14 protein-coding genes are annotated in these 15,697 nt (G+C 59.4%); 4 read left to right on the forward strand and 10 right to left on the reverse strand.

Features of this window, described 5'->3' with window-relative positions:
* Window positions 1-57 precede the first annotated feature (57 nt).
* Both PCAR_RS01925 and PCAR_RS01930 read left to right on the forward strand, forming a co-directional pair.
* Complete coding sequence (locus PCAR_RS01925) at window positions 58-1,728, forward strand: GAF domain-containing sensor histidine kinase (RefSeq protein WP_011339927.1); 1,671 nt, start codon at window positions 58-60, stop codon at window positions 1,726-1,728.
* 18 nt (window positions 1,729-1,746) lie between these two features.
* Window positions 1,747-3,288, forward strand: coding sequence for a sigma-54-dependent transcriptional regulator (locus PCAR_RS01930; protein WP_011339928.1), 1,542 nt, complete (start codon window positions 1,747-1,749; stop codon window positions 3,286-3,288).
* Between the two features lie 88 nt (window positions 3,289-3,376).
* Here the strand turns inward: PCAR_RS01930 and rsxE are convergent, their stop codons facing one another.
* Genes rsxE through rsxA form a run of 6 tightly spaced genes read right to left on the reverse strand, consistent with a single transcriptional unit; the run spans window position 3,377 to window position 8,337 of the window.
* Window positions 3,377-3,985 (reverse strand): electron transport complex subunit RsxE, encoded by a 609-nt coding sequence (gene rsxE, locus PCAR_RS01935; RefSeq protein WP_011339929.1) that lies wholly within the window; start codon window positions 3,983-3,985, stop codon window positions 3,377-3,379.
* The gene (locus PCAR_RS01940) at window positions 3,982-4,587 is read right to left on the reverse strand and encodes an RnfABCDGE type electron transport complex subunit G (protein ID WP_011339930.1); all 606 of its coding nucleotides are present in this window, start codon (window positions 4,585-4,587) and stop codon (window positions 3,982-3,984) included. The genes rsxE and PCAR_RS01940 overlap by 4 nt, the downstream gene beginning before the upstream one ends.
* Window positions 4,584-5,588 (reverse strand): RnfABCDGE type electron transport complex subunit D, encoded by a 1,005-nt coding sequence (locus PCAR_RS01945; protein ID WP_011339931.1) that lies wholly within the window; start codon window positions 5,586-5,588, stop codon window positions 4,584-4,586. The genes PCAR_RS01940 and PCAR_RS01945 overlap by 4 nt, the downstream gene beginning before the upstream one ends.
* A gap of 1 nt (window position 5,589) precedes the next feature.
* Window positions 5,590-6,903 (reverse strand): electron transport complex subunit RsxC, encoded by a 1,314-nt coding sequence (gene rsxC / locus PCAR_RS01950; protein ID WP_011339932.1) that lies wholly within the window; start codon window positions 6,901-6,903, stop codon window positions 5,590-5,592.
* Window positions 6,900-7,742 (reverse strand): RnfABCDGE type electron transport complex subunit B, encoded by an 843-nt coding sequence (locus PCAR_RS01955; RefSeq protein ID WP_158447392.1) that lies wholly within the window; start codon window positions 7,740-7,742, stop codon window positions 6,900-6,902. Before PCAR_RS01955 ends, rsxC begins: the two co-directional genes overlap by 4 nt.
* 13 nt (window positions 7,743-7,755) lie before the next feature.
* On the reverse strand, window positions 7,756-8,337 hold the full coding sequence (rsxA, locus tag PCAR_RS01960; protein WP_011339934.1) for an electron transport complex subunit RsxA: 582 nt from the start codon (window positions 8,335-8,337) through the stop codon (window positions 7,756-7,758).
* Window positions 8,338-8,540: 203 nt separating this feature from the next.
* On the opposite strand from rsxA, the gene hemL reads away from it, so the two are divergent.
* Window positions 8,541-9,824: a glutamate-1-semialdehyde 2,1-aminomutase gene (gene hemL / locus PCAR_RS01965; protein ID WP_011339935.1), complete on the forward strand. Its 1,284-nt coding sequence runs from the start codon at window positions 8,541-8,543 to the stop codon at window positions 9,822-9,824.
* 769 nt (window positions 9,825-10,593) lie between these two features.
* Here hemL and PCAR_RS01970 read toward each other — a convergent pair.
* From PCAR_RS01970 to PCAR_RS01985, 4 genes are read right to left on the reverse strand one after another with little or no spacing between them, the layout of a single operon-like run.
* Window positions 10,594-11,814, reverse strand: coding sequence for an ABC transporter permease (locus PCAR_RS01970; RefSeq protein ID WP_011339936.1), 1,221 nt, complete (start codon window positions 11,812-11,814; stop codon window positions 10,594-10,596).
* A 20-nt stretch (window positions 11,815-11,834) separates the two neighbouring features.
* Window positions 11,835-13,088 (reverse strand): ABC transporter permease, encoded by a 1,254-nt coding sequence (locus PCAR_RS01975; RefSeq protein ID WP_011339937.1) that lies wholly within the window; start codon window positions 13,086-13,088, stop codon window positions 11,835-11,837.
* Entirely contained in the window at window positions 13,063-13,746 is a 684-nt protein-coding gene (locus PCAR_RS01980) for an ABC transporter ATP-binding protein (protein WP_011339938.1), read from the reverse strand. Before PCAR_RS01980 ends, PCAR_RS01975 begins: the two co-directional genes overlap by 26 nt.
* The gene (locus PCAR_RS01985; protein WP_011339939.1) at window positions 13,743-14,996 is read right to left on the reverse strand and encodes an efflux RND transporter periplasmic adaptor subunit; all 1,254 of its coding nucleotides are present in this window, start codon (window positions 14,994-14,996) and stop codon (window positions 13,743-13,745) included. Before PCAR_RS01985 ends, PCAR_RS01980 begins: the two co-directional genes overlap by 4 nt.
* Window positions 14,997-15,304: 308 nt before the next feature.
* On the opposite strand from PCAR_RS01985, the gene PCAR_RS01990 reads away from it, so the two are divergent.
* Window positions 15,305-15,667, forward strand: a complete 363-nt coding sequence (locus tag PCAR_RS01990) for a hypothetical protein (RefSeq protein ID WP_011339940.1) — start codon at window positions 15,305-15,307, stop codon at window positions 15,665-15,667.
* Window positions 15,668-15,697 lie beyond the last annotated feature (30 nt).

Genomic DNA, 15,697 nt, shown 5'->3' on the forward strand with positions numbered 1-15,697 from the left:
GTGAGTTACGCTCTTGCGAATCTTTGCTCCATTCTTTCTTTTGCAACGGTTTGAATCATGCTTGATAAAAAGACGCTTATTGAGAACCTCACGGGGGTCAACTCTTCCAAGCTGAACTATTACGTTGAGCTCAAAAAGCGTAATGCCGAAATTCTCAAGCAAAACAGCCGCCTGGAGATCCTGCATCAGCTTTCCAGAGACATCAATCTGGAAATGTCCACGGAGGATATGATCGAGCGGGCATACCGGCAACTGCACCGGGCTTTGCCGTGCGATTTTCTGGCCCTTGCCATGTTGCGCGAAGGCGCCCTGACCATGCGCGCCGTAATGCCCAGCAAGCCTCCTCGGTCGGCAAGCATACCGGGCGATTCGTTTGTCTGGGATGTCGTCAGATCCGGCCAGGCCTGTGTGCATGAGCCGGTCAACACCGCGGATGCCTTCTTTCAGGAATATCCCGAACTGGCCTGCGACCTGCAGTCCATGGCCATCGCCCCCTTGTACAAGCGGGCAGCCGTCCATGGCCTGTTGCTGGTAGGGAGCGCCCAGGGCCAGGCGTATGCCAGGGAAGAACTCGGCTTTCTCCAGCACCTGGCCGATCATCTGACCATCAGCATTCAGAATTCCCGCCTCTACAAGGAGGTTTCCAGGGCCCAGCAAGGTTGGGAATCCACATTCAAGGCCGTTACCGATCCCATTTTGCTGCTCGATCCGGATTACAATATTCTGCTCGACAACGGCCGGCAGATGCCGGAAATGACCTGCGAGCAGGGCGCCTACCAGGGCATGAAATGTTACCGGCGTCTTTACGGTCGCGACATCCCCTGTGAGGAATGCCCCATGGAAAGCCTCAAAAAGGATCCGAAACCGGTATTCAAGAGGCTCGAAACGGACTCGGGGCAGGTGCTGGACCTTTTCTATTACCCGGTGCTGGACGAAAATCGCCAGTTGACCGCCATTACTCATATCATTAAAGATGTAACGCAGAAGACCAATATGGAAGCCAGGCTTATGCATTCGGCTCGATTGGCGGCCATTGGTGAAATGGCTGCCGGCGTGGCGCATGAGCTGAACAGCCCCATGACGGTCATCATCGGTACGGCACAGCTGATTCATCGCGAGTTCGAAGCGCAGCCCGAGGTTCGCGAACCGCTCGAAGATATCGTCAACTGCGGTCTGCGCTGCAAACGCATTATCCAGAATCTGTTGACCTTCTCCCGCCAGGACCACCTGCCCATGGCAGAGACCGATCTTAACGAAGAGGTTGAGCGGGTTCTGCATCTGATTTATTATCAGATCGATCGTAACCAGATTACCATTGTCAAGAACCTCGACCCCAATTTGCCGTTGACCAAGGCGAACGGCCGCCAGATTCAGCAGGTTCTGACCAATCTGCTGATTAACGCCAGGGACGCCCTGGGGGGTGTTGACCGGGAAAAGACCATTGAGGTACGTTCCTATGCGGAGGATAATGGCGATGGACAGTGGATCATTATTTCTGTAAAAGATAACGGCATAGGTATTCCGGCCAAAAATCTTCAGCGTGTTTTTACCCCTTTTTATACCAGTAAAGAGGAAACCAAGGGCACCGGACTGGGGCTTTCCGTCAGTCTCGGCATTGCCGAAGCCCATGGGGGCTCTCTGGAGGTGGAAAGTACCTGGGGAGAAGGCAGTTGTTTCACGTTGCGGTTGCCGATCAGAAAAGGCCCCGCATACGACCTCAATTTTTAATCCAAAGGTGGTGTAATCTTGTCGAAGGTAAACATCCTGATCATCGATGACGAGGAATCTGTCTGTACATTTTTCCGGCGGTTGCTGCAAAGGAAAGGGTACCGGACCGTTACCGCCGTCAATGAAGAGGAGGCCTTAAAAGCGCTCGACTACGGCACGTTCAATGTGGCGATGGTCGATCTCAAGTTGCCCGACACCGATGGCTTAACCCTGTTGAAGCACATCAAGAGCCGTCAACCGGCCTGCGAAGTCATTATCATGACCGGTTTCAGTACCATCAAGACGGCGGTGCAGGCCATGCAGCTGGGAGCATACGAATACCTCGAAAAACCCTTTGAGGATATCAAGCTTATTGAACGGCTTATCGAAAAAGCTTCTGCCGTGAGTTTTCAGGGAGGCAAGGAAGAAGACGAAGAGTGGAGCGAACTGGCCAAATCCATGGGTTTTCTGGTCGGCGACAGTCCGGATATGCGTCGCCTGGTTTCTCTGGCCTACAAAATCGCTCCCAAAGATATCAGCGTCCTTATCCAGGGTGAAACCGGCACCGGCAAGGAAGTGCTGGCGCGCTTTATCCATACCGCCTCGGCCCGCACGGAGCAGATGTTCATCCCCATAAACTGCGGTGCCCTGTCCGATAACCTGCTCGAAAGCGAATTGTTCGGTCACGAGCGCGGTTCCTTTACCGGAGCGGGCAACATGCGCCGGGGTATTTTTGAAATGGCCAACAAGGGTTCCCTGTTCCTGGATGAGATCGGTGAGGCCAGCCTGGCCATTCAGGTTAAATTGTTGCGCGTACTGGAAACCGGGGAGTTCATGCGCCTCGGCGGAGAGAAACAGATTCATTGCGACGTGCGTGTCATCTCCGCCTCCAACGTCGATCTGGAAGATGCCATGTTGCGGCGGGAATTCCGCGAAGACCTCTTTTATCGGCTGAATGTCGTCAAACTGGTCATTCCGCCGCTGCGCTCGCGGGCACAGGACATTCCGATGCTGGCCAAGTATTTTGTCAAACAGTTCAATCCGACCCTGACGCTGTCGGACGAAATCCTCGATCTGCTGTGCCAGTACGACTGGCCGGGCAATATCCGGGAATTGTCCAATACCCTGCGGCAGGCGGTGGCCCTGTGCGACGACAAGGTTATCCTGCCGGAACATTTCTCCGGTAAATTGACCGCCAGCAAACCCCGCCCGATCAGCAACGGACAGGCCGCCGTGGCTTCGCCGGCGTTCGCCGAAGCAGAGCCTGCCAGCTCTGCGCCGTCCCTGGAAAGTTTCTGGGAGCATTACGGTACCCCGGAAGCCCTGTCGCAGCTTTCCGACGGCGAACTGACTCAGCTGTTGAATTCCCTGCGCGGTCTGGAAGCGAACCTCTATGCGGTGATGCGCAAAAAAGGGCTGTCCTCGGCCGGTAGCGAAGCGTTGCGGGATTCGGAGGCCGCCTCCATCAAGCGTACCCTGTTGCAGCATCGTTGGAACATTACCGAGGCGGCGCGCGCCTTGGGGATTGCCCGCAACACTCTGCATCGCAAAATCAAGAAATACGGTCTGCAGAATCAATAAACCGGCGATTCGGCTCTTTCGATAAGCAAAACAAAACCCCCGTAAGCGATACGGGGGTTTTTGTTTTGCTGCGGCACGTGCGACCGGTTCAACGTTCGGAGATCGAGCGCTTGCGATTTTTCCAGCCGTTGATCGCCGCCAGCAGAAATCCCAGGGCCAGAAAGGCACCGGGTGGCAGGATCATCAGCAACATGGGGTGAAAACCGGCCCCGGTCATCTGCAGGCCAAACAGGCTGCCGGCGCCCAACAGCTCCCGGACCCCGCCGAGCATGACCAGCGCGAGGGTGAATCCGAGCCCCATGCCGGCACCGTCGGCGGCCGAGGCCCACAGCGGCTGGCGGGAAGCAAAGGCTTCGGCGCGGCCCAGAATCAGGCAGTTAACGACAATCAGCGGGATAAAAATGCCCAGTGCCTGATACAGCTCGAAGGCATAGGCCTCCATCAGCAGCTGCACCACCGTGACGAAGGTCGCAATGATCACGATGAAGGCCGGAATGCGTACTTTGGCGGGAATCAAGGTGCGCAGGGCCGATACGGCCATATTGGAGCAAAGCAGAACGCTGGTGGTGGCCAGCCCCATACCCAGCCCATTCATGGCGCTGGTGGTTACCGCCAGGGTCGGACACATGCCGAGCACCAGTTTAAAGATGGCGTTGTTACGCCACAGTCCGCTGCTGAAAATGGCCCAGAGTTTCATGGCTGTGCTCCGGTATCGGCCAGGATCAGAGCTGCCTGGCTGCGATACTTCTGCAGGCCCTCGGCAAGACCGGCGACAACCGCGCGCGAGGAGATGGTGGCTCCGCTGATCTGATCGAAATCGCCACCGTCCTTGCGGACCCGCCAACGATAGCCGGTCAGCCCCTTGCCGAGGAAACGTTGCCGGAAGGCCGGCTCCTCGATGCGGTTGCCGAGACCGGGCGTCTCGGTCTGGTGCAGGATCTCCAGGCCGAGCAGGGTGCCGTCGGGAGCTACGCCGACCATCATGCTGATGGGGCCTCCGTAACCTTTTTGCGCCACGACCTTAAACGCTATGCCTACGATACGGCCCTGGCGACGCCCGCGGTAGTAGATCGTAGGCTGCGAGGCGTCATGGTCTGCCGGCTCCGCCGGGAGGGTGACGGTATCCTTGTCCGGCGTGTTGTCCACCGCCGGCAGCACCGCGCCCAAAGCCGTCCTCTGTTGCCGGGCATGCTGCTCGATAATGGGCTGGCGCGTACAGCGTTCGGTTACCCCCAGCAGCAACCCGGAAAGGGCGGTGATCAGCGTCAATACCAGCATGAAACGTACCCCTTCGCTCATAGGATGCCTCGCGAACTGCCCATACCGAAGGGGCGCGGTACCAGATAGCGGTCCAGCAGCGGGGTGACCGTATTCATGAGCAGGATGGAAAACGCCACCCCCTCGGGATAACTGCCAAACAGGCGGATAAGCACGGTAAACAGTCCGCAACCGCAGCCGTACAGCAGCATGCTGCGCCCTGTCAACGGCGAGGTGACCAGGTCGGTGGCCATATAAAAAGCCCCCAGCATCAGGCCGCCGGACAGCAGGTGAAAAACCGGATGGGGGTAGCGGCTCGGATCGACAAGCCAGAACATGCCGGAGACTGTCGCCACCGTGCCGATGTAACTGACCGGAATATGCCAGCTGATGACCCGTCGCCAGAGCAGGAACAGAGCGCCGATTAACAGCGCCAGGGCCGAGACCTCGCCCAGGCAGCCGGCCATGTTGCCGAGCAGATAATCAAGAGCAAAACCGGTCGCATTCGGCGGCAGATGGCCGCTGAGCATCACGGCGCTTTTGGTTTCGCTCAAGGGTGTCGCTGCCGTTACCGCATCGGCCAAAAACCGCCCGGGTTGCGGCCCCGACCAATGGGTCATGACCGTGGGAAAAGACACCAGCAGCACGATACGGGCCACCAGTGCCGGATTGAACGGATTATGCCCCAGCCCGCCAAAGACCTGCTTGCCGATCACGATGGCGATAACCGAACCGAGCAGAGCCAGCCACCAGGGGCTCGACGGCGGCAGATTGAAGGCCACCAGCAAGCCGGTCAGTACGGCGCTGCCATCGCTAACGGTGACCGGACTGCCGACGGCTTTCTGCCACAGTGCTTCCACGGCCACGGCGGAGGCAACACAGATCGTCATGACGGCTACAGCGGCCAGCCCGAACAGGTAGACGGCGACAACCGCCGCCGGCAGCAGGGCCAGTATCACGGCGCCCATCATGCCGCGGGTGGTCATGCCGCAGTGCAGGTGCGGGGAACAGGATACGCTCAGCAGTGGCTTGGAATGCTGCATTTTACATGCTCCTGCGTCGGGCCAGGATGGCGCCTTTGGCATAACGAATCGACTGCACCAGTGGTATCCCGGCCGGACAGACAAAAGAACAGCTGCCACATTCGATGCAGTTGCGTGCCGCGAAGCGTTCCGCCAGCGCCAGTTCGTCTCGACGGGCATAATCGGCGATAAAAGTCGGCATCAGGTGCATGGGACAGGCGGCGACACATCGGCCGCAGCGCACACACGAACCGATGGCGGCGGTTGTCTGGTCCTGGCGGCGAAAGGCCAGCACGCCGCTGGTGCCGCGCAGCACGGGGACCGCGAGCGTATGTTGGGCGGTCCCCATCATCGGGCCGCCGAGCAGCACCTTGGCCGGCTCCCCGCGCAGTCCGCAATGCTCAAGCAGATGAGCGATCGGCGTACCGATACGCACCCGCAGGTTTTGCGGATGGACCACGCCGGGGCCGCTGACGGTTACCATGCGTTCGATAAGCGGGCGTTGGCGTGTTACCGCATCGGTCAGAGCCGCCACGGTGCCGACATTCTGTACCAGCACTCCCACATCCATGGGCAGCCCGCGAGCCGGCACCCGGCGTCCCGTTACCGCGTAGATCAGTTGGCGTTCCGCCCCCTGGGGATATTTGGCGGGCAGCACTGCCAGGCCGATACCGCGCTGTCGGCAGTGGGGAGCCAGCAGTGCGGCGGCATCGGGCTGGTTGTCCTCCATCCCGATCCAGACATGGTCGGCGTCGGTGATTTTCTGCAAAACCTCAATCCCGGTCAGAACTTTTTCCATCCGTTCCAGCAGCGTGCGCCGGTCGGCCGTCAGCCAGGGTTCGCATTCCACCGCGTTGACGATCACCGTATCGATGGTTTTATCCCGCGGCGGATCGAGTTTGACATGGCTCGGAAACGCAGCGCCGCCCATACCCACCACCCCCGCTTCGCGAATGCGATCGAGCATTGCGGCAACGGTCAGTACGTGGAAACTCTGTTTTTGTACCTCTTCGGCCCATACATCGTCGCCGTCAGGTTTTAGAACCACCGCCGGCAGGTCGGTGCCGCAAGGGTGGGGGCGCGGCTCCACCGCCGTAACCAGACCGGAGGTCGAGGCATGCACCGGTACCGAGACGAACCCGTGGGCACGGCCTATGGTCTGCCCCCGTAGTACGTGCTGGCCGGCGCCGACACAAGGGGTGGCGGGCGCACCGACATGCTGGGCCAGGGGGATGACCAGCTCAGGCGGTAAGGGGCAGGTTGCGCTGGGGGTATCTGCCGTCGCTGATTTATGTGAGGGCGGATGGGTGCCGCCGGGAAAACCCCGCCGGGTCATGATCCCGTTCCTTTCGTGGTGGCAGGTGCCGGGGCAACCGTCTCGCCGCCAGCTGCGAAGGTTTCGATGCAGTGATGCGGGCAGCGGTCGATGGCACTGGCCATGGTTGCCGGATCTTCGTGTCCGTAGCGTACCACCGCCAGGGCATCGTCCATAATAAAGCTGTCCGGGGCGGCTTTGACGCAAAGGCGGCAGCCGAGACAGCCGGCATCGCAGTATTTCTTTACCTTGGCAGCGGTATCGTGGCTGTTGCACAGAACATGGGTCTGCGCAACGGCGGGAGCCAGGGTCAGGACCTGTCGCGGACAGATCGAAACGCACAGGCCGCAGCCGGTGCAGCGATCACGATTCACCACCGCCAGGCCCACGCTGTTGATGCTCAACGCGCCAAACGGGCAATGTTGCACGCAACTGCCCAATCCCAGGCAGCCCGACGGACAAAGTTTGGGTCCAAAAGCCAGTTTCTGGGCGGCGCGGCAATCCTGCAGGCCCTGATAGTCGTATTTGGCGCGGGCCATCTGTCGATTGCCGCGGCAGCGAACCACGGCGATCTGCGGTTGGCGGGGCGTTGCCTCGATACCGAGGATGGCGGCAATGCGCGCCAGGGTTTCGGCCCCGCCGGGGCGGCACAGGTCCGGCTTGGCATTGCCGGCCAGCAACGCGCGCGCATAGGCGTCGCACCCGGGATAACCGCAGGCGCCGCAATTGGCACCTGCCAGCACCTCCAGCAGCGCAACCTGCCGGGGGTCGACGGTGACGGCGAAGCGCCGGGCGGCCATGGCCAACAACAGCGCCGCGATACACCCAAGGCTTCCAAGACTGATGATTGCAGCAAACATGTTCATTCCGCTTTCAACCCGGCACCAGGCCGGCAAAACCCATGAATGCCAGTGCCAGCAGCCCGGCAGTGATCAGTTCGATAGGTGTGCCGCGAAAAGCCGCCGGCACCGGACACAGGCGCAGACGTTCGCGTAATCCGGCAAACAAAACCAGGGCCAGCGTAAAACCGACTGCGCCGCCAAAAGCGAACACCAGACTCTGCACAAAACTGTAACCCTGCTGGATGTTGAGCACCGCCAAACCGAGGACGGCGCAATTGGTGGTAATCAGGGGCAGGAAAATACCCAGGGACTGGTACAGCACCGGCGAGGATTTGCGTACGATCATTTCCACCATCTGCACCAGCGTGGCAATGACCAGAATAAAAGCGATGGTCTGCAGATAATCGAGATGGTAGGGCGTCAGTACCAGATATTGCAACACCCAGGTGCAGCCGCTGGCCACCACCATCACGAAGGTGACGGCCATACCCATGCCAAGGGCTGTTTCCACTTTTCTGGAGACGCCGAGAAACGGGCATAATCCGAGGAATCGCGCCAACACAAAATTGTTGACAAGTACCGCTCCGATCAAGATTAACAGCAGATTTTTCATGCGCTCCCTCCAGCCGGTATCCAAGCCGGCCAAACGCTTTTGAGCTTACCGCAGCGCTCGAACCAAAGCAATTTTTAATTCGACCGATCTCCATATCGCAGGGTGGTATTTCAATTCTTGACAGACACCAAAGTGCGTGATAGTCAAAAAGCTCCTGCGTTTATCAAACATCACGTTTATCACCCCATCAGGAAAGATTTTTCATGTCATATTCTCGATCGCATCAGTTTTTCGAGCGCGCCCGCAAGGTTATCCCCGGCGGCGTCAACAGCCCTGTTCGTGCATTTAAGGCCGTCGGTCGCCAGCCCCTGTTCATCGAGCGGGCCGAAGGCTGCACGCTTGTCGATGCCGACGGCAACCGTTATATCGACTACGTCGGCTCCTGGGGCCCCATGATCGTCGGCCACAGCCACCCCAAAGTGGTGGAAGCCATATGCGATGCTGCCGCTCGCGGTACCTCTTTCGGTGCCCCGACCGCTCTGGAAATCGAACTGGCCGAGCAGGTCTGCGCCGCTTTTCCGAATATGGAAAGCGTGCGCATGGTGTCTTCGGGCACCGAGGCGACCATGAGTGCCATCCGTCTGGCGCGCGGTGTAACCGGTCGCGACAAGATTCTTAAGTTCGAGGGGTGTTATCACGGCCATGCCGACAGTCTGCTGGTGGATGCCGGCAGCGGTGTCGCTACCTTCGGTATCCCCGCCTCGCCGGGTGTGCCGGCGGATTTCGCCCGCCATACGCTGACGGCTCCCTACAACGATCTGGGCAGGGTCAGGGCGCTGGTCGAAGAACACAAAGCGGATCTGGCGGCCATCATCCTCGAACCGATCGCCGGCAACATGGGCTGCGTACCGCCGCAACCGGGATTTCTCGAGGGACTGCGCGCCTTGTGCGATCAGCACGAGATTCTCTTGATTATCGACGAGGTCATGACCGGTTTTCGTGTCAGCTACGGCGGCGCGCAACAATTGTACGGTGTGCGCGGCGATCTGGTCTGTCTGGGCAAGGTCATCGGCGGCGGGCTGCCGGTCGGCGCTTTTGGTGGCCGTCAGGATATCATGCGGCATCTGGCGCCGGATGGCGGCGTGTATCAGGCCGGTACCCTGTCGGGGAATCCCCTGGCCATGAGTGCCGGCATCGCTACCTTGAAGCTGATAAGGGAAGAAGGGGTGTATGAGCAGCTGGAGCAACGCAGTGCCTACCTGGCCGAGGGGCTGCGGCAGGCGGCTGCCGCAGCCGGGGTGCCTGCCTGTCTGCAACGGGTCGGCAGCATGTTCTGCAACTATTTCCAGACGGGGCCGGTGACTTCCTTCGCCGATGCCAAAGCCAGCGATACCGAGGCGTTTGCCCGCTATTTCGGACAGATGCTGGATAACGGCGTACATCTGGCGCCGTCCCAGTTCGAGGCCGGCTTCGTGAGTCTGGCTCACACGGTGGAGGATATCGATCGTACCGTCGAGGCGGCGCATCGGTCGTTGAAGGCGATTTGATCTGTTCGGGGGCGTTTCCTGGAGGTTGGTGGCGGAGCGCTCCCGTTTTTGATTCTTGGTACTTGGTACAACGATACTTGGTTTTTGATACTTCAACATCAACACCGGCGGGTCGCGTCTCGCCAGACGCCTTACTTTTTGTCCAGACGGCAACAAAAAGTAAGCAAAAAATGCCTTGCCCTCCGGGAAGGCATGTCCGGTGCGGAGAGGTGGAGGACGTCACCCTTTTGCAGGTTATTGGTGGTGTCGCTGCTTTTCTTGGGGCTCTTCCGCTTTTGAAACTGCGTTGCTGAAATCGTTTGTTTTTTCTCTTTGTCGATCCGGGCGAGTACGATTCTGTTGGGTAAACCTTAAACACCTTTAGAACCAAGCATCAGGACACCGCGTTGGCGGTTTTTTCAATTTAGCAGCGTCGGTGTCTGCAACAGTTTTGCAGGCAACACCGGCGGGTCGCGTCCCGCCGGACGCCTTACTTTTTGTCCAGACGGCAACAAAAAGTAAGCAAAAAGTGCCTTGCCCTCCGGGAAGGCATGTCCGGCGCGGAGAGGCGGAGGACGTTACTCTTTTGCAGATTGTTGGTGGCGTCGCCGCTTTCTTTGGAGCTCTTCCGCTTTTGAAACTGCGTTGCTGAAATCGTTCGTTTTTCTTTCTGTCGAAATGGGCGAGTGCGATTCTGTTGGGTAGAACCTTAACCCCCTCAGAACCAAGCATCGGGAATGCAGTCACTAATCACCAGTCACTAGTCACCAATCACTTTACCTTCCGCTTTTCAATCACTCTTCAACACATCGAGAATCTCCACCTGCGCCGCCTGCCAGGCCGGATAGGCCCCCGCGACCAGCCCCAGCAGGGCTGAGCCGGCCAGGGCGATGAGCACCAGTCCGGGTTCGAAGACCAGCGGCATCTGGCCGATGCGGCACACGATGACGACCAGCCCCAGGGCGCTCAGTACTCCAAATAAGCCGCCGATACCGGCCATCAGGGCGGCTTCCACCAGAAACTGGCGGACGATATCGCGTCGCCGGGCTCCTACCGCTCGTCGCACCCCTATTTCCAGCCGCCGGGAGCGTACCAGCAGGATCATGATGGATAAAATGCCCAGACCGCCGACGGCGAAGGATACCGAGGAGCTGATCAGTCCCAGGGTGCTGACCAGGCTCAGGGCCTGCTCCTGCACCTGCATGGTGTCTTTGGCGGTCAACACCGAAAAATCATCGTCCTCGCCCGGATCGATGCGGTGGCGCTGGCGCAGGATGTCGTTGGCGGTTTGCTTGGCGGCGGCGACGTTCGCCTCGTCGCCGAGTTGCAGGTAGACGCCGGTGATCCAGTCCTGATTGGCCATGCGGCGCAGGTAGGTCGACATGGGCACGAATACCTGCTCGTCCTGATCGGCCCCGGCGATATCCGCGCCTTTGGTTTGCATGACGCCCGCTACCCGCAGCACGGCGCGATCAAAATAGACCTGCTGGCCAAGGGCCGCTTCGGCCCGGTCGAACAACCGCTCGGCGATTTTCGAACCGAGCACGCAGATCTTGGCTTTGTGGCGCTCATCCGCGGCGGAAAGAAACCGTCCGACGGCGGGTTCGGCATTGCGCACCGTCCGGTACTGGGGATTGGTCGCCACCAGTTGGCATTTGATGTTGACATTGCCCGCGCGTATCGGCACGGTGACGCTGACAAACGGCGCCGCTTTGCGTACCGCCGGCAGGGCCTGGGCCAGCACCCGGGCATCCTGCAAGGTGAAGTTGGTCGCCTCGTGACGCACCCGACCAGGTCGTCCCGGACGAAACGCCAGCCGACCGGTACGTGCCATGAACAGGTTGCTGCCGAGTTTGGCGGTTTCCTGTTCGGCTTTGAGCAACATGGCGCGGGAAATGTGCTGTACCCCGGTCAGCGCCAGGGCGCCGAGCAACACGCCAAGCATGGCCAGTATCGTGCGCACGTAATGCGCGCGCAGGGACGCCAGAGCTATTTTAATACTGAACAACATGGCGATTCTCCGCGGCGAGTTTAACCATTGCCTTTAAGTGCCTCGATGGGTGCCAGGGATGCGGCACGGCGTGCCGGCTTGAGGCCGAAGATCAGGCCGATGGCCAGGGAGGCGAACAGGGCGAAGCCGAACACTTTCCACGAAAAAAGGATTTTCAGCACGCCCAGGCGCGCCAGCAGCTGCCCCAGGGCTATGCCCAGTCCCATCCCGAGCAGCGCGCCGATCAGGGTCAGCCCGACCGCTTCCAGCAGAATCTGCACCAGAATCGCCCAGCGCGGCGCACCGAGGGCCATTTTCAGACCGATTTCGGAGCGTCGTTCATCGACGCCGAGGTAAAACAGGTTGGCCAGTACAAAACCGCCGACCACCATGGCCACGACTGCGGTGACGCCGAGAAACAGTACCAGCCCGCCTTTGAAGGTCGACAGGAACTTGAGAACCTCATCGGCTGTCAGAATGCTGAAGTCGTCTTCCTGCTCGGGCCGCAGGCCGTGCAGATGCCGCAGCAGACTGCGCAGATTGGCGACATGCTGCGGCATGTATTCCGGATTGTGGAACTTGACCCGCAAGGCGCGAAAGTATTTGCGATCCAGGTTGAAGCGTTTGGTCAGGGTGGTGATCGGGATGATGATGCGATTGTCGACCGATCCACTTCCGCCCGATACGCCCCGATAACTCAAACGACCGACGATCTGCAGCGGGAAACGGTCCATCAGCACCGTGCGACCGATGGGCGAGGCATCGCCGAACAGTTCCCGGGAAACGGTGTCGCCGATCAGGCCGACCCGGGCGCTGCGCGCCAGATCCTCGGCGGATAGATCCCGCCCTTCGCTTAAGGGCCAGTCCCAGGCACGGGCATAGCCTTCCGAGGTTCCCACCACCAGGGGCACCTGCGTTACCTGGCCGCCGTAGCGCACCTGGACATTCGATTTGGCGCGCATGGGCACCACCAGGTAAGCTCCCGGCAGCGCCCGGCGCAGTGCGGCATTATCCTCGTAGGAAAGGGTCAGGGTGCGCTGGCCCACGGCCCGGCTTTCGATGTTGCCGCCGAGGACCAGAACCGCATCGGGGCCGAAAATCCGCACCATCTCGTTGGCCTTGCGCTCGGCGCCGTCCACCGCAGCGACGATGATGGTCAAAGAGGCGATGCCGAGAGCCACCCCCGCCACCACGAACAGGCTGCGGGTTTTGGCGGCCCACAAGGCGTGGCGCGCCATGCCGGCACAACGCCAGGCAATCAGCAGGGTTTCAGTGATCCTGGACCAGGCCGTCATGCAGCAATACCTCCCGCTCGGCATAGTCGGCCGTAGCGGCGTCGTGGGTGACCAGAATGACCGTGCGCCCCTGACTGTGAATGCTCCGGAGCAGGGCCATGATTTCCGTACTGGTGGCGGAATCGAGCTGCCCGGTCGGTTCGTCCGCCAGCAATACCTGGGGATCGTTGAGCAGGGCGCGGGCCATGGCGACCCGCTGCTGCTGGCCGCCGGAGAGTTGCCCGGGGCGAAAGTGCAGGCGATCCGCCAAACCGACCTGGCCCAGCAGTTCCTCGGCCCGCTGGCGCAGATGTCGCGCCGGAGTGGCGCCGTAGAGGCCGGGCAGGATGACGTTCTCGAGCGCGGAAACGTAGGGGATCAGATAAAACGTCTGGAAGATGAAGCCGAACAGTCGGTTGCGCAGCGCGCTGAGGCGATCATCCGGCAAGCCGGCGACATCCTCGCCCTGCAGCAGGTACTGTCCGCCCGTGGGGCGGTCGAGCAGTCCGAGGATGTGCATCAGGGTCGATTTGCCCGACCCGGAAGCCCCCCGCAAGGCGACGAATTCACCCTGCCCGATATCCAGACTGACGCCGCGCAGCACGTCGATATCCAGGTCGCCGAGGGTGAAGGTCTTTTGGATGTTCTGCAGCCGGATGATCGGATTCGGATCGCTCATGGTTTGTTCTTTCGTTTTTTGCCGTTGGCGGCAAGCACCACCTGGGTCGCGACACGGTCTCCTTCCTGCAGTCCCTGCAGAATTTCGCTTTCCAGCAGGCCGGTCAGACCCAGTTCGGGATGCACCTCACGCACCTTGCCGTCGGGGGGGAGCAGAAACACCACCTGGCGTCCGTCGACCCATTTCAGGGCGGCGTTGGGCAAGCGCAGCACCGCGTCCTTTTCCGCCACCACGATCTGCACCTGGGTGGTCATTTCGGGACGCAGCCAGGCCGCTTCCGGTTTGGGAATGGCGACCAGCGCCTTGTAATACACGATGTTGTCGCGGATTTCCGGCTCCGGGTAGACGGTCTGAATGGTGCCGGGGAACACCTTGTCGGTGTAGGCGTCGACCCGGAATTCCACCTGCTGCCCAGGGCTGACCTGGCCGATGTCCGTTTCGTCGACGTAAATCCACATTTCCAGCCGCGAGGTGTCGAGCACCGTAATCAGATTGGCCACCTGCAGCCCGGCGACGATGGTTTCGCCTTCCTGGGCGGTTACCTGGCTGACGATGCCGTCGATGGGGCTGTGAATGTCGGTATAGGACAGCCGCACCTGCAACGCGTCCAGCTTGGCCCGGGAGGACTGCACGGCCAGTTGCGCCTGGCGCAGGTTTTCCTCGTATTCCTGCTGAAGGCGTTCGAGGGCGGTTTGACGCGCAGCCTCACGACGGGTCTCAACCTCCGCCTGTTGCTGGGCGTTTTCCAGTTCGTCCTGTGAAACGATGCCCTCCGCCGCCAATTGGCGGATGCGCTGGTAATTGCTGCGCAGATATTCCGCCTGGGCGCGGGTCAGCGCCAACTCGGCCTGCGCTTCTTCGATGTTCAAAGGCTCGATGCGTCGCACCCGTTGCAGTTCGGCTTCGTCGGTTCGCAGACCGGCCCGTGCTTCGGCCACCTGGGCGCGGATCTCCCGGTTGTCGATGCGTGCTACCAGCTGACCCCGGCTGACCCGATCCCCCACCTGCACCAGCATCTTTTCGATGGTACCGGTGGCCCTGGTGCCGATTTTGACGATAGCACCCACCTGGGTTTTGACGATACCGGTCTGTTCCAGTACCTGCCGCACCGGTCCCCGACTGACTACGTCCGTCGCAAGAACGCTGACGGTCTCTTTCTTATGGAGCGCCAGCCATCCGAAGTAGCTGCCAATAGAGACAATCAATAATACGGCTAACAATATTATTTTGTTTTTAAGTCGTTTTACCATGGCAATGAAAACCTTTATCTTTGAACTGGGCGTTCCAAACTACATTTGTTTAAAATAATAATCTTCATCTAAATGTTTGAGTGTTGCCTCAGTCAGCAGCTATTCATATTAATTTTTGGCAAAACACATAAATTCAAGCTTGTTGTGTTGAGTCTGGGACTTCTTCTGGTAACGTTGGAAATAGACAAGAAACTATTTTCATTGTTATGAGCGACTAACTCTCTCTGAAAAATAAGTATAGCCCAATAAAGCGCAGGTCCTCTCTTACTAACAACTGGTTTTGCAACGTAATAGAAAGGGGGATATCAGTGAAAACAATTATTGGCTTATCCTTATTGTTAGTTGTTTTTAGTCCTTCGCTCTCTTTTGCCGATGATAGTTTTACGTTACATGCAGCATACTCAACAACGTTTGGTTTTCTTACCGACACATTGTTGTTTTATCAGGCCGAAAACTTGAATGTAGGGCAACGAATCCTGGTCTCAACCGTTGTCGGATCGCTCCCGGGCCTGGTGAAGGAGGCGACGGACGAAAAATTTTGTTATGGCGATTACGCCGTGGATATTGGTGGTGCTGCCATAGGTGCTCTGATAGGGGAAACGCTTTGGGGATATATGTCTGTCAGTGCAAGTGGCGACCAATTCTTCATTCGGCTTCACAATAAGTTTTGAGCCGCAGCGTCCCACAATTCCAGGTAGAGA

Source organism: Syntrophotalea carbinolica DSM 2380, assembly GCF_000012885.1.
Lineage (GTDB): Bacteria > Desulfobacterota > Desulfuromonadia > Desulfuromonadales > Syntrophotaleaceae > Syntrophotalea > Syntrophotalea carbinolica.